Below are 14,601 nucleotides of genomic sequence, written 5' to 3'. Positions count from 1 at the left end.
AAAAAAAGTGGGTGATTTTTTTGAGATAGGGGTCTGAAAGCCTTATAAAATCAAGGCTGAAGATTCCGAGAAGTTATTACGTATATGCAAGGAGGTTTCCGAATGGCGGAAGAAAAGAATAGCTTCACATATTCAATTATGATAACAGTTCCACTGACCATCGCCCTGAATAAGATGCCGGGCAATACCGTCGTACCTGAACTGTGGGCAGCGGGGGAGGGGGATATACGGAGAACCAGAGTCCTTTCCATGTCTGCTGTAGACAGAGAGCAGGAGTGCGGGGACGACTGCAGTTTCAAAGAAAGTGTTGGCTGGAACCGCGTTATGCCGAAATTATGGGCAAAGTTTGAACAGTACGAAAAGGAAGACCAGGAGGCTGGGGCTGTGCGGAGCTTTATCAGGCACACGGCAAAACGCGGGGAAGAGAACTGCGCATGCCGGACACCGGAGCTCAGCTCCAGATACAGATACAAGATAAAACACAGCTCTGTTTTAACGGCCATGTTATCCCACCTGAACCGGTCATAATCCTAATACAGCATTTCGCAGATACTCATAGCACCCGCTATTTGTGCCATTGCTACGTTGGCTTCAATCGACGATGCCACCGCATCGCCTCATTCAGCCGCCTTGCACTGACACAAATATCAGGCGCTTAGTATACGAGTATCTACGAAACGCTGTGCTAGAAACACATATACAAGGCTCCATTATCATACGGGGAGGAACACACAAAATGCAGGCAGGGAAAAATATATTCGTGCGTTTCGCAAAGATCGCGGTACCGCCAATCATAACCATGGCCGGGAAGATGCCAAATCATAAGTTCGGGCTGGAGCCATCGGTTTCCCTGGATCCGCAGCAGGCCTGGGAGGAAGACAACTGGATAACCGGAGAGCCTTCCCAGCCTTTTGAGGATGCAATGCAGGAATATGGGGACAACAGTGATTTTGAGGCCAGCGCCGGCTGGGCCAGCGTCATGCCAAAACTGCAGGTGAAATTTGCCCAGTATGAGAGAGAAGATCGGGAAACAGGCGCTATAAGGAGTTTTATTGGAAATAGGTTGGACTTCCAGGAAGATGACAACGTGTACCCGGCAGCGGGGGCATGCTCCGGGTTTGGGTTCAAAAAGGGTGACTCTTTTTATGTCAACGAGGGACTGCGGTGCGGTAACCGGGGAAAGCAGAGCAGGGCATCACTCCTCGTATATCTGGGCCTCCACTACTGTGACCTGGATTCCAAAGGGTTCTGTCAGTACGGGAATACCAGGGAGATTGCGAAAATGGCGGGCCTAACTGTGCGCACAGTCAGGAATTCCCTCAGAAAGCTTGCGGCGGCAGATTATATCCAGGTGGGAGGTATTGACCGCGATGGGGATTTCGCGTTCCATGTGCCGGATTATCAGTATATCGGCCTGACATACCTGGAAGGAGGACGCGGGTATTTGAACCTTGAGGAAGGGATGTTTCGCCAGCTTGCATCCATGCGGGACGTGAACGCCCTGCGTATGGCGCTCAGGATGCTTGTCACGGTGGATAATCCAAGGTCAGCCGGCGAAGCCGTAGTGCGGGGAAGGAGTCTGCGGTTCTCACTGCCCAAATATGTGACCTGGGAAATGTTCCGGAAGTCTGTGGACAGGATACGGAATGCCTGCCCGTTTCTGGATATCGGGGAAAGCAATGGGAAGGGGCATTTCACGGTCAGGCTGCCAGAGGAGCAGGACGCGAAAGCCAGGAGAGCCCAGGCCGATCTGGAAAATCAAAAAAAGCTGGAGGAGTACATCCCGCAGCTTTCTTCCCTGTACGGAAAAAAGTATGATGAGGCGGAAGATTATCATCATAAGTGTGGGAAATACCCACCCCAGTTCAACGTGTTCGGGTATGAGAATGAACGCCTGGATCGGGAACTGATCTTTAAAGCGGATCAGGAGCAGACCGCCCAGTATGCTTCCATGGCTACGCAGTACGGGCTTGGGATCGTCAAGCAGGCCCTCAGATGGCTTGCCAGGGAAGTGAGCGTGTTCCGGGAGTGGATTAACTGCCAGCCGGCCTACCTGCGCCAGATAATTCGCAGGCATCCGGACGGCGTGTTCGCTTCCTGTGGGGCGTGCTGACAAAAATTAACAAAAAACATACATAGCGCCGCCCTGAAGCCGCCCGAAAACGGGAGGTATTATTGGCGTATGGGAAAAACTGAAAATTGGAGGAGAGGAAAGATGGAAGGGAACCTGCGGCGGCGGAAAAGCTGTCAGCAGGCTTTTTTGTGCCTGCGGATGAAAAAACGGAATGGCAGGAGGAGCAGGAAAGCGTGGATAAACCCCTATGCAGGGATGAGAGAAGGTTGGAAAATACACAGTTCCTTTTCCCCCATGAATATAGAAGAGAAATTTTCCACATAATATCCACAAAATTATCAACATAATGCTCCAAAAAATAGGATCTGAAAATGAAGTTATCCACAGCAGAAAGAAACCATGACCTGAAAAGGAAATTTTCACGTGCAAAATGGAAAAAAACCGTGATATTCCAGAAAGAAACCAGGATACTTTAAAAAGAAACCGTTACTGCAGGGGGAAAAACAGAAGGAACAGGTCAAAAAAAGAAGGAAGCCGAAAAAAATAATCCACTTCCGAAGTTTCCCGGACGGGCTATCTGCCAGAATCCCCCGTCTGACAGGGCTTCGCAGGTCGGGGCGTTTCTGATTCAGGGGGATAAGGTAACATGCAGGAAGAGTTTGGAGGATATGTCTTTCCTCAGGCCGGGATCCGGCGGGAAGCGCCTGGAGGTTTTGGGGGAGAAAGTTTGAAATAAGATAAGGGTTGCCACCAGTATCGCTGCGAGGGGAACAGCCGCTCCGTCATGGGCAGTTATACACATCCGGAAACTGCGGCTCACAAGGCCATCTGGGGAAGGGAGCGTCCTGTACAGGTGTTATACGGGGACAGTTTTTTTGCAAAAAGGCTATCTGCTGGGAGTCTCTCTTTAAAAAGAACAGCCAGACTTGTTAAGACAGGCTGTAAAGCCCAACCAACAGCATAAAGATAAGGAAGATTCATTGTGCTTCAGCGCCAACAGACAGATATAGCGGGCATACCATCAAAATCGCTATCTGTCCCTTTATCGGCATATCCGGATTGCGGTCAGGAAGAGGATGCGGGACTTGCCAGGAAGCGCATGAAAAATATTGGGATTGTATAATTGTTTAAAGCATAAATTGACAGAATTTTCTGTAAATAATAGAAGGAGAAATAATTAGAGCAGTATCGGGAGTTTATCGAGAAACTGGGATTCCTGGTCAGAACGACAGTCTATTTAGATTTGACGGCCATTATGGCTCCGCTCCTTGACATATTCGCCCTGTATCAGGGCGGACAGAACCGATATTCTCTCAGACTCTATAAGGTCTATTCTGGGGCGCGTTCCGACAGATGCCCTGGGATTAGCTATTGTATTACTAAATAAAGATTCGGAAAAGAAACAGTTTGGCGCGGTTTCTGGGTGCGGAAAGGAATCCGTGATCGTGTTCAGGGCTGTGGAAAACACAAACTGGCAGGTCACGGACGGGAAGTATTATGCAGGATACAGGGCCGGATACACGCTTTATGAGATCTTTTATAAGGTTCCGCTCGAAGCAGAAGCAGATTCCACGTTCCTGGCTGTCCCGGAGAAGAGGGATCTTCCCGCGGAGTTGATAGACGAGCAGCAGAAGATCTGGTTCCCGGTATTTGTCGGGGAGACTAAAGGCACAGAAAGTGCGGGCAGGAACAGAGACAGCATAATACTATCACATTCAAAAAAGTGGGGTGTTCCCCGGGAACACCTCTAAAAGAAGAATACCAGAAACAGAAGACAGGAGTTGACAGTTTTTGCCGGAGTATATCTTGAAAAGCGAACATTTCCGTCCGCACCACATCTTTTCTTTTTCAAGTTAGGGGGGGGCACCACCTTGTAACAAGATTGTTTACTGATACAAGCCATATTACATTTTCTAAAAACTGACAGTCCAATATTTCTGAATCCCATCATTTCATCATCATACATCACAAACAGCTCATATATCTGCGGATACATATTTTTTGCTATGATATGGGTGTTCCCGGGGAACACTCTAAAAAAATGATATCCGCCCAAAATAAAAAAATAATTTTTTTGCCATACTGTCAATATAAGGTTTTACAAGCTTAAATTCAAGGAAGGAAAAACTTATGAGGGCGACAAAAAAACAACCAATCAGGATTGCCGTCTTTAATCAAAAAGGCGGAGTAGCAAAAACAGCGACGGTATTCAACATGGCAGGAATCCTTGCAAAGTCCGGTTCAAAGGTACTGGTTATCGACGTGGATTCCCAGGCAAATGTTTCGTCATCCCTCCTGATGGAAAACATGGCGGATTATGACGAAAAACACGGGACAGTCGGACAGATGCTGGATGAGGTGATGACATTAAAGGATATTATTGAGGTTCCGTCCCGGATTAATGACGCGATCATCAAGGCTAAGATCTGCATCCGTGATGGGGGAGCCGCTAAATGGAGGGGGATCGATGTCATCCCGGCTAACAGCAGGCTCCAGGATCTGAAGGTAGAGGACATGGATGACGAGGACAGCCTGTATGCGATCCGGGATGCTATCGGCATGATCCGGCGCACCAGAAAACATGCGTATGATTATGACTACATCCTGTTCGACTTCCCACCGCACCTGGGAGAATTGTCCGTGGCCGTGCTGGCCGCATCGGATCACGTCCTGGTTCCCGCCACAGTGGACAGCTATAGTATGAACGGCTACGGGGAATTGATGGACACGGTGGAAAGTATCCGGGCCATGGGACTGAACCCGGATTTGGATATCATCGGGGTATTCTTTACCATGATCCAGCCCTTGCAGAAATACGACCGCAGTATGTACCAGGACGTGAGGGAGCAGCTTGGGGACGCGTTCATTGACACACCGATACGGTCAAACAGCAACGCGAAGCTGGCCGCCCATATCGGCTGTCCCTTATGCTGGCTCAAAAGAACCGCAGGCGTGACACAGGATTATATCGCGGTAACGGAAGAAGTGCTCTGCAGGTGCGGCGTCTTAAAGAAAGGAGAACATCTTCCGAACCTTACGAACGGCGCGGGAAAATCTTTAAGCGGCCGTCTGATGGGGTAAGCAGACAGCTTAAACGGCTGAATCAGATCACTGGATATATGCACCCACAAAAAAATATAGAAAGAGGAAGAATTCAATGAGAGACATCCACAGTGGAAGAAACACCACATTAAAAAAGATCGCAAATAAGCAATGTACCATGGAGGACACAAAGATGCTGGACTCATCCTGCCTGACTGAACACCCGGACAATGAATACCTTTTTGGCATGGAGGGAATTGAGCGTCTGGCCGAAGGCATGAGGAAGGTTGGTTTCAAGGGGGCGATCGAGGTATGGGACATGAAAGACGGTACCTACCAGATCTACTCCGGGGCCCGCAGGAACCGGGCCAACACGCTGCTTGGGAACAGCCGGATCAAGGCGTTCGTGTACCCGTACCCAGAATCTGAGACAGAGCGGCGCAGGGAGCTGTTAGGCGCAAATATCTATGGCCGTAACGCTGTGCAGAGAGACAATGCGATCTATACAGCCCGCCAGATTAGTTATCTGCGGGAGACGATCCGGATGGAACGGGAAAACGGGATCTATGAAGGGGAAAAGACCAGGGAGGAGCTGGCAAAGGAATTTGGCACAAGCCCTTCCAACATCTATAAATATGAGTCCCTGCTGAAACTGAATGACCGGGCCCAGGCGGCTGTGGCGAATGGCGGCATCCAGCTCGCCCAGGGTTCCTCCATGTCCGTCCTGTCCAGTGAGTACCAGGATATCGTGCTGGACGCCCTGCAGCTCATACGGGATTCCAACATGGCAGGAGTGCGGGATGAGGTTCAGGAACTGGTAGATTACATTAAGGCCCATGAAGGGGAACCGGTTACGGCAAAAGACGCTGTAAGGTCTGTCTGTGGGGCCAGGAAGCCGATGGATAGCGCGGAGTATGCGGATGGCACAGATCAGGAGACAGGCCGTGACAGGGATCCTCAGGAGGATATGGCGGGATCAGCGGAGGTTATAGGAAACGAAACGGGCAGTGTATCCGGAAAAGATGGACAGGCCATGCAGGCTGTACTCCCGGACAGGCCAGCCGCCGTCTCCTACGCCCCGAAAACGGCAGCGAAGAAATTCAACCAGTGCTATGAGAAGATGGAGGAGTTCTTGCGGGCAGACAAGCAGTACAAGGAAAAAGATCGGGGGGATGTGCTTGATAAGCTCCAACAATTGCGGGCGATGATCGACTCTGAGATTTTAAAAATCCAGACAGACGCCTGGAACGGACATTCGGAAGATGCCGAATAGCCGGGCCTGCGGCATGAAAACTGCTTAAATACAGGAAATATTCGAACTCACTGAAAACCATCCGAAAATGGCTCAAAAAGCGGAAAAAAGAGAGAACTGAGGAGAGAACAGAAGCCCTGCTTGTTGTTGGAGGATTTACGGTTGCAAATTTGAAAAACTTGCGGTAGTTTTATTTGACGTTTCCAAATGGCTACGCACTACGTAGCCATTTGGGCTGGACACACTATCGCCTTTTGATGCGTGTGGAAAATGACAATGCAAAATTGTATTTACCAAGTGAGGAAGAGATGTTACAGGAATTAAGGCGGGAATATCGGGCGTTGGAGAATGGGAAAATTAAAAAATCGATGACACGGAAGTGGATTGATTTATACGACAAGTGATTGAATAAACAATTACACCACTTTACAACGCATAGAACATCGAAAACCACATAAAATCAACAGCTATTATCAAAGCCTTGCAAAGGCTATGTCTAAGAGAAACAGCTTAGTCCAAAAGTTGTAAAGTGGTGTTTATTGAAATATTTCGGGTAGATAATAAAATCAGATTATGGTACAATCCTGAGAGAGCCCTGTGCATCAGGGCAAAGTTCATAAGAATGGGGTGTACAGATGGCAGATGAGGATTTTTATGAAGCAGCGGTCAGGCATTGGATTGACGGAGCTATACTGGAAGAGCAGGAGGAATATGATAATGCTGTATGTATGCAGGGGTTTGCCGCTGAATGCGCTTTGAAAAAGATTATGGAGAAAGTGCGCTCCGTTAAAATGAGCGGTTCTGGGGAAATAGAAAAATACAAAAAAGAATACAGCCATTGGGGAGAGGCAATAATGCGGGATATCCAGATGTTGCTGCTGGCTGATATGGAACTGCTAACCATATTGGAACCCTCCTGCGCTTTAAGGCTGTCAAAAATGGAATTGCCGCCAATCTTGTTTCAAAATCATCCGGAAAGGCGATATTTCAAAGACAGTACATATACAAAAGCGGACGCCGGGAGCTGTCGGAATGCAGCGGGCAGTCTGATAAAAGAAATGCTGTATATGCGAGTGGATGGATATTTATAAGGAGAAAAGGTATGATCACATTTAATAACTCTTTGGAAGCGGCAGTGAAGAGTGTATGTTTATGGAGCAAAAAAAGCTTTTTATCAGAGGTTACAATCATAAGAGATGTTTATGGTAAACTATCTTTTTTGATGGATAATGCGCAGCCGATTCCTGATTCAGGCAGACAGGAGATTGCCTCGATCTTCCATCAGGAGTTAGGACCATACTTTAGCGGAAAACTATATTGGAAGAAATCGTCATCTAAGATTCAAAAACGTGAAAAACTGATTATAGATATCTTGGAACAGGAACGGCGGATCTGGATAAACAGGGATCATATTGAATTCTATTTATCTGAACGGCCGATTGCGAAGAAAGCGTGGGTGTGTCAGCCGGCAGATCAGGAATCTGTCTGGACATATGATGAGGCAGCAGGGGATAATGGAAAAAAGGTGATCACATTCTATTCCTTTAAAGGAGGTATGGGAAGGACGACGGCATTGGCAGCGGTGGCTTTGAATTTAATTAAACAGAGAAAAAATGTGATGATGGTAGATACTGATATCGAGGCTCCAGGATTGGCAACGTTGTTTTTTGATGAAGAGTTGATTGCCAGAGGAGTTTTAGATTATCTGATTGAGCATGAAATTGATGACAGAGTGTCGCTTGCTGATTATGTTCTGGATGTAACAGACCCTGTGCTGTTGGATGAAAATGATGGGCAGTTGTTTTTGATGCCTGCTGGAAAAGTGGATGACAATTACCTGCAGAAGCTGTCCAGAATCGATTTTCAGGATAACCGGGCAGGTTACCTGAGAGATGCGCTGGCTGCATTATTGACTGATATAAAAGCAAATTATGATGTAGACTATATTCTGATTGATGCCCGCGCTGGATTCCATGATATGGGAGGTGTGGCCGTGGCGCAGCTTCCTCACGGAGTGGTGTTGTTTGGAAATGACAGCAGACAGTCGTGGGACGGCCTGACTCAGGTTCTGCGGACCATAGCAGTAGGGCACAGGGCAGATTTTCCGGTGATGATTGTAGGCGCTATGTGCCCGAAAGCGTCATCCGAAGGTTATACGTTGGCAAAAGAACATTTTATTGATAAATCATATACCGTATGCGTAGATAATTATTATGATGAGGGGAGTGAGATTCCCGGAGTAAAGGCCGAAGGGGAAATCCATTTCCCGGAGCTCCTGTCATTTAATGATGAACTCCTCCAGGGAGTTGAACTGTATTCGGACGGAAGCCAGAAGAAAAATCAGCGTGTAAATGCTTATAAAACCATACTGACCGGGGAAGATTATAAGAAAATTGCAAATCGAATTATAAGCTGGTTTGGAGAGGATTAGGTATGGGAATGGAGAAGAAATATCAGATGTTAGAAGGGATTTCCCAGTGTGTGCCGGCGAATGGGGCAGGGGAGGATGAGGACAATCTTTTGCAGAATTTTCTGCCTTTGCGCAGCTACAGCAAACTGGCGGACAAGAGGATCTTTCTGATTACCGGAGGCCGTGGATCCGGGAAAACAGAGCTGTTCCGGATTTTGACTTCCTGCGGCGGGCTGGATCATGTGATTCGTCAGAACGACAGGCGCCGCTATACGAACCTGGGGAAAAGTGAGTTTTTGATTGGATACGCAGCAAAAGGAGCAGAGGCAAAAACCTTTCCTACACCAAATGTTTGCGACGATCTGCTGAAATATGAAAAACCGGATAATCTCAGCTCTTTTTGGGGAGGCCTGCTTTGTTCGGTTATTTTACAGAAGTTTCAGGAGAAGGCAGGAATCCGCAGGCTGGCAGATCAATATTTTGCTCCGTCTGTAAAAGAACATTTAGAAAAATACAGCAGTGAGATTTCCGGATGGTGGAAGATTTTAGACTCCGGGAAGGAAAAATGGGAAAGTTTTCTGGACAGGGCAGACAGTTTTTTTAAGGAGGAGGATCTATGTATATTTCTGGTATATGATGAACTGGATCAGATCTGCAGTAATTATGAAGATCTGTTTGCTTTTATAAGAAGTTTGCTGGAATTCTGGTATCGTCATAACAGCCGTTATACGAATCTGAAGGCAAAGATATTTTTGCGCAGCGACCTGTATAATGCGAAAGCCCTCCGGTTCGTAGATGCGTCGAAGATGGGGGCTTATCGGTTTGAATTAAGCTGGAGTAAGGCTGCCCTTTATCAGCTTCTGGTAAAACGGCTGGCTAATTTGGGAATCGAAGAGTTGGTATTTTATTTGAAAGATGTGCCTGAACTGTTGCAAGAGGAGGAGAATCAGGCCCTGGGATATCTGCCGGGTGACTCGGAGCAGGCATTTGAATCCTTTGTTGTGAAGATGATTGGGAAATATATGGGTAATAGCGCAAAACGGGGCATAAGCTATACCTGGGTTCCCAACCATATACAAGATGCAAATGGAGAGATGGCCCCGCGGGCTTTCTTAAAATGTTTTGCATTTGCAGCAGAAGATATGCTATCCCACCGTGATGATATATTCAAACTGGAGGCGGACAGACTCCTTCTCCCCACAAGGCTGCAGGGAGCCGTGGCAAAAGTTTCTTGTGACAGAGTACAGGAACTGACAGAAGAAGAATATCAGTGGATGAAAAATCTTATCAGCCGCCTGGACAAAAAGACGATGTTAATGAATCAGGAGGAATTTTTAGGTTATCTGATGCCGGAAAACTGGCCGGAGGGGGAAAGAAATAAATTGCCGGGAAAAACGAATGTGGAGATACTGGATGCACTGTTGACCCTGGGAATTGTGATGAAAACGACGGATGGCAGGATCAATATACCTGAAATATATTTACATGGTTTTGGATTAAAGAGAAAGGGAGGCATAAAGAGGCCGAAATAACTCGTAAAATACCTATGCCAATGCGGGTACAAGCACAAGATTTTTGACGGTTAGGAACTGTCTCGAAATAACTTCCCATTAGTCCGCAGGATTTTTCTTCGAGAGCGCTGCTCAAAAATCAGGCGCATAGCGGGCTATGTAACTGATTTTTGAGCAGCGCTGTCGGAGAAAAAGACAAGGAATATGGGAAGTTATTTCGAGACAGTTCCTTAGGCCTGCAGCAATTATTTTTTTCCATATGCTGTGGCGAAGTATTTATAAGTATCCTGTACCCGTTCAATGACCCATGGAGCCGGAGCCGTTTAAATATCCGGGACATGGCGGATGGAGTGATATTTTATGGTGTTTGATCCTTGTTCCGAGAATGCGCTGATAGGAAGGATACTTTACCAGGCGCGGGCTTACGAAGGAAGCCGTCTTAAACGATACCAGCACTATGGAAAGGCTCTGGACTATCTACCAGAAAAACGTAGAGGAGTATGACTTCGGCCGCGAGTTTTCCCCGGATGATGCGATGAATGAAGTATTCGGCCCAGAGCCGAAGAAAACAGAGTCTAAATACCGCTGTCCGTTCTGTGGGTCTGAACGTTTCATCGGGCATCAGCTTATCCGGGCTGATGTATACGTGGAGGGAAACGGGGAATTTGACGGTGAGGATTTCAACGAATAAAAACAAAACATAGACAGAAGTGTTTCAGCAGACAGCCTTTTTGTTGAGGGGCTGTTTTTTGCGTGCATGAAGGATATACCTGGAAATCCCAGGGAACGGAATGGCAGACAGGGCAGATGTTTCAGCAGACAGCCATTTTTCTACAAATATTACATACTCGTTTTTTGTACCACGAAAACGCTTATCCGCAAAAACACCCACTGAAAAAAAGTAAGTCATGCTTCCCACAGAAAGATAAATGATGCCGGAAATGGTATCCGCAAAACGGTCACGATAAAAGCCGGACTGCTTCCATACTCATTAAAACCGAAAAAAATTAAAAAGATTCCCATAATTGAAACGAAAAAAACCAATCATGCTACATACTGTTTTTGTATCCCCGGGCGACCTTGGCGCTTTGGCTGGAAGGTTAAATCCTGCAGGCAGGCCGGTTCAAATCCGGCCGGGGGAATTTGCGGGGACTAATCTCTCCCTGCAAAGATATCCTTCTTTTTTATATATGCCGTGCTGCTGCCTTATGCTGCGGCGCGGCGGTTTTGTTTATTCGGAAAGAGGAATACCTACACACAATATGTCGTCAAGGCAGGAAAGGAGCGTGACAGCGCAATGTTAAGGGATACGCATACAGGGGTAAGCGCGGAGTTTGCCCTGGCAGCAGCCGTTTCAGGGAAACTTTAGTGTGTAATGGGAACGAACTATCGGGGCTGCTGTTTGACGAATGTTCCGGACTCGGGCTGCGCCGTTTCATCGTGAACCTAGCCGGAATAAGAAGATTTAAAATTAAAACAAAGAGGAGAGAGATGAACATGAGGAAACAGAAAACCCACAGGGGAAAATCAGCCAGACCAACCCGCATAGCCATATCCGCCACAATGGCAGTCATGGCTGTATCCGCCGCGCTGGCCGGATGCTCCCCAAAAGCAGGCCCGCCCGCCGCGCCGGGCATTGAAACAGAAGCCCCGATGGAGCTTAACTTGTCCTGTTACCTGACCGGGATCACCACATTCACTGACGTGGGAGGGAAGGAGCAGACATCGGTGCGGTTCCTGGTAGAAAACAATGACAGGGTAAATAAAGACTGGGTAAGGGGCATAAACGGGAAAGAGTTATTAAAAGCCGGTGAGGAGGAAGTCCAGATCTATTCCCGGTATGTAAACGACCACTGTCGGTACGTGGAGGGGATCATACCGGGGAACCTCCGGGCGGAAGATGTCGTATATACTGCCGGGAACTTCGCCTGCGACGGATGGAAGCAGATGGGGGAGGGGCAGTACCGGGAGATCGGGGCGATCGTGGATGAGGGGATCCCGTACTTTTACACAGGCTGCGGCGTTTCTACCGGGCTTGCCGGGGAGCGCGTAGTGTGCGTGTGGCTTGCCGGGTTTACGCCGGATTCCGCGTCCGTGGACGGGGCGCGCCCACAGTTGGCCAGCGCCGATAAGTTTTCCCTGACTACCACTGATGGGGGCGACATACCGGCATGGGAAGGGATGGCGAAAGAACCGGAGCTTTCGGTCAATGAGTTTGGCGTGGAGGTCACGATCCAGGCCGAGGATGCAGACGTCCTGATGCGCTCCATTTCCCAGACCGGACTGTCCCTACGGCATAAGTCTGAGGATGGGACTGTATCTGAGTTTGAGCTGGAGAAAAAAATCCAGGAGTCCATAACAGAGAATGAACAGGGAGACGCCGGGATAACTGGAGATGCCGGAAATGCGGAGGACGGAGAAGTCCCAGAGGATACCGCGGCTCCGGAAACTGGAGCTGGCGTTGGGGACAGTGCGGAAGATACGCAAGGTGTGGAAAATATGGACAATGGCGGGAACATAGAAAAGCGGCCCGGCGGAGGAAGCGAGGGACAGTCATGACAGGCAGAAAAAATTACAGGTTCCGGACATTTAAGGCGCGTCTGAAGGAACTTCCCTTCGCGTGTAAAACGGTCATTATTTTAGCGGCCATCATCCTGGTGCGGTTCGGGTCATCTTACCCGCTGCCGTTCGTGGACAGAGATTATATGCGGATGCTCCTCGGCATCCAGGGGCTGGCATTTTTAAATTCCATCACGGGCGGCTCCATGCAGCAGATGTCATTTTTCGCCCTGTCGATCAGCCCGTACATCACGGCATCCATTATCATGCAGCTTATGACGGTTGTTTTCTCGTCTCTGGGGGAATTGCAGAAGGACGGGAAGACCGGGAGGGAGCGGTTTAAGCGGATCACACAGGCCGCGGCTGTGGCGCTGTCCATTATTCAGTCGGTGGCAATGGCCGCAGGACTTGGAGCAAGGGGGCTCCTGGTATCCTATACCCCGGCAACAGTAGCCGCGGCATCCGTGATCTGGAGCGCCGGGGCCATCGTACTGATCGGGATCAGTTCTTTTCTGGACTGGCTGGAGGCGGGGAACGGGGTTTCCATCCTGCTGTGCGCCAACATCCTGTCTTCGTTCCCTTCTGATGTGTTTGCGCTGAGGGACATGTTCGTGTCCGGGAAGATCCCGGCTGTGGCCATTTTAAATGCCTGCCTGATCACCATGGTGTTTCTGGGCGTTATCAGCGCCTGCGTGATCCTGGTGTCTGCGTCCAGGGAGATCCCGGTCACGAATTCCAGGAAGATGGCCGGGAGGCTGGATCGTTCCACATTCCCGATCCCGCTTAACACCTGCTCCGTCATGCCGGTGATCTTCGCCGGATCCATCATGAGCCTTCCGATCATCGTGTCCCAGTTCATGGGCGCGGCGAAGGACGGGTTTCCCATGCATGTCATGCGGCTCTTGACTACAGGGGAATGGTTTAAGCCGGGACAGCCGGTATACAGTGTCGGCGCGCTCCTGTATTTCGGGCTTACAACACTGTTCACATATTTTTACCTGGATATCGGGTTCAACCCCTATGAGATCGCTGACAACCTGAAAAGGTCAGGGGCGGCCGTTCCGGGGATCCGCCCCGGAGCGCCGACTGTGGAGTATATAAAGCAGGTGAGCACCCGTGTCGCGCTTGCCGGGAATACCGCTACAACGCTCCTGATTCTGGCGATGTACGCGGCCTGCAACGCTTACGGGCTCGGTTCCTTAAGCATTGCAGGGACATCTGTATTCATACTCGTTGGCGTTGTGACAGAGGAGAGAAGGCTTCTGGTTTCCCTGGCAGCGGTAAAGAGGTTTTCAAAACGGGGAAAGAAAATAGGAGGGGTTTCATGCTGAGAAAGATAAGAGGGCTGGGGCTTACGTTACCCTCCCGAAAGGAAGTGGCGACAGGCGCCACTGTTACAGCGGCTGTCATGCTGGCAGGAGGGGCGTTTTTATTTATCATTGATACCGCTGGCATGTACCTGTTCGCAGTCGGCGGCTGATATATTTGCAAACATAATCCACAAGGCATCAGGATTTGCGGATCACAACAAGGACTGCCCTATCAGGGTTTTATAAATCCCTGACAGGGCAGTCCTTGTTTTTGCGCTATAGCGTGATTTTCATGATCCTTAGGAACTGCCTCGAAATAACTTCCCATTAGTCCGCAGGATTTTTCTTCGGGAGCGCTGTTCAAAAATCAGGCGCATAGCGGGCTATGTAACTGATTTTTGAGCAGCGCTCCCGAAGAAAAAGACAAGGAATATGGGAAATTA

13 protein-coding genes are annotated in these 14,601 nt (G+C 48.8%); all 13 read left to right on the top strand.

What is annotated here, in order from left to right:
• Nucleotides 1–102: 102 nt before the first annotated feature.
• The 13 genes from NFS31_RS20135 (at nt 103) to NFS31_RS20075 (ending at nt 14,328) form a co-directional block, all read left to right on the top strand.
• Nucleotides 103–528: a hypothetical protein gene (locus NFS31_RS20135; RefSeq protein ID WP_251499128.1), complete on the top strand. Its 426-nt coding sequence runs from the start codon at nt 103–105 to the stop codon at nt 526–528.
• 208 nt (nt 529–736) lie between these two features.
• Nucleotides 737–2,113: a helix-turn-helix domain-containing protein gene (locus tag NFS31_RS20130; protein WP_251499126.1), complete on the top strand. Its 1,377-nt coding sequence runs from the start codon at nt 737–739 to the stop codon at nt 2,111–2,113.
• A gap of 86 nt (nt 2,114–2,199) precedes the next feature.
• Nucleotides 2,200–2,421, top strand: coding sequence for a hypothetical protein (locus NFS31_RS20125; protein ID WP_160306552.1), 222 nt, complete (start codon nt 2,200–2,202; stop codon nt 2,419–2,421).
• A gap of 1,092 nt (nt 2,422–3,513) precedes the next feature.
• Nucleotides 3,514–3,825 carry a hypothetical protein gene (locus tag NFS31_RS20120; protein WP_160306553.1) on the top strand — a complete coding sequence of 104 codons (312 nt, stop codon included), beginning with the start codon at nt 3,514–3,516 and terminating at the stop codon, nt 3,823–3,825.
• Between the two features lie 379 nt (nt 3,826–4,204).
• Nucleotides 4,205–5,155: a ParA family protein gene (locus tag NFS31_RS20115; RefSeq protein WP_251499123.1), complete on the top strand. Its 951-nt coding sequence runs from the start codon at nt 4,205–4,207 to the stop codon at nt 5,153–5,155.
• 76 nt (nt 5,156–5,231) lie between these two features.
• Nucleotides 5,232–6,389 (top strand): ParB/RepB/Spo0J family partition protein, encoded by a 1,158-nt coding sequence (locus NFS31_RS20110; protein ID WP_251499120.1) that lies wholly within the window; start codon nt 5,232–5,234, stop codon nt 6,387–6,389.
• Nucleotides 6,390–7,003: 614 nt separating this feature from the next.
• Entirely contained in the window at nt 7,004–7,459 is a 456-nt protein-coding gene (locus tag NFS31_RS20105; protein WP_251499118.1) for a hypothetical protein, read from the top strand.
• Nucleotides 7,460–7,470: 11 nt separating this feature from the next.
• The gene (locus NFS31_RS20100) at nt 7,471–8,799 is read left to right on the top strand and encodes a tyrosine-protein kinase family protein (protein ID WP_251499115.1); all 1,329 of its coding nucleotides are present in this window, start codon (nt 7,471–7,473) and stop codon (nt 8,797–8,799) included.
• 2 nt (nt 8,800–8,801) lie between these two features.
• A complete protein-coding gene (locus NFS31_RS20095; RefSeq protein WP_251499112.1) occupies nt 8,802–10,310 on the top strand; it encodes a P-loop ATPase, Sll1717 family in 1,509 nt (502 codons plus the stop codon).
• 436 nt (nt 10,311–10,746) lie between these two features.
• Nucleotides 10,747–10,980 carry a hypothetical protein gene (locus tag NFS31_RS20090; protein WP_251499109.1) on the top strand — a complete coding sequence of 78 codons (234 nt, stop codon included), beginning with the start codon at nt 10,747–10,749 and terminating at the stop codon, nt 10,978–10,980.
• Between the two features lie 806 nt (nt 10,981–11,786).
• Nucleotides 11,787–12,848: a hypothetical protein gene (locus NFS31_RS20085; RefSeq protein WP_251499106.1), complete on the top strand. Its 1,062-nt coding sequence runs from the start codon at nt 11,787–11,789 to the stop codon at nt 12,846–12,848.
• On the top strand, nt 12,845–14,179 hold the full coding sequence (locus tag NFS31_RS20080) for a preprotein translocase subunit SecY (protein WP_251499103.1): 1,335 nt from the start codon (nt 12,845–12,847) through the stop codon (nt 14,177–14,179). The genes NFS31_RS20085 and NFS31_RS20080 overlap by 4 nt, the downstream gene beginning before the upstream one ends.
• Complete coding sequence (locus NFS31_RS20075) at nt 14,173–14,328, top strand: hypothetical protein (RefSeq protein WP_160303957.1); 156 nt, start codon at nt 14,173–14,175, stop codon at nt 14,326–14,328. The genes NFS31_RS20080 and NFS31_RS20075 overlap by 7 nt, the downstream gene beginning before the upstream one ends.
• The last annotated feature ends 273 nt before the right edge of the window (nt 14,329–14,601 follow it).

Origin of the sequence: Otoolea muris (assembly GCF_943193115.1) — a bacterium.
GTDB lineage: Bacteria > Bacillota > Clostridia > Lachnospirales > Lachnospiraceae > Otoolea > Otoolea muris.
Note: the sequence above shows the minus strand (reverse complement) of the source record. Positions and strands in the feature narration are given on the sequence as shown.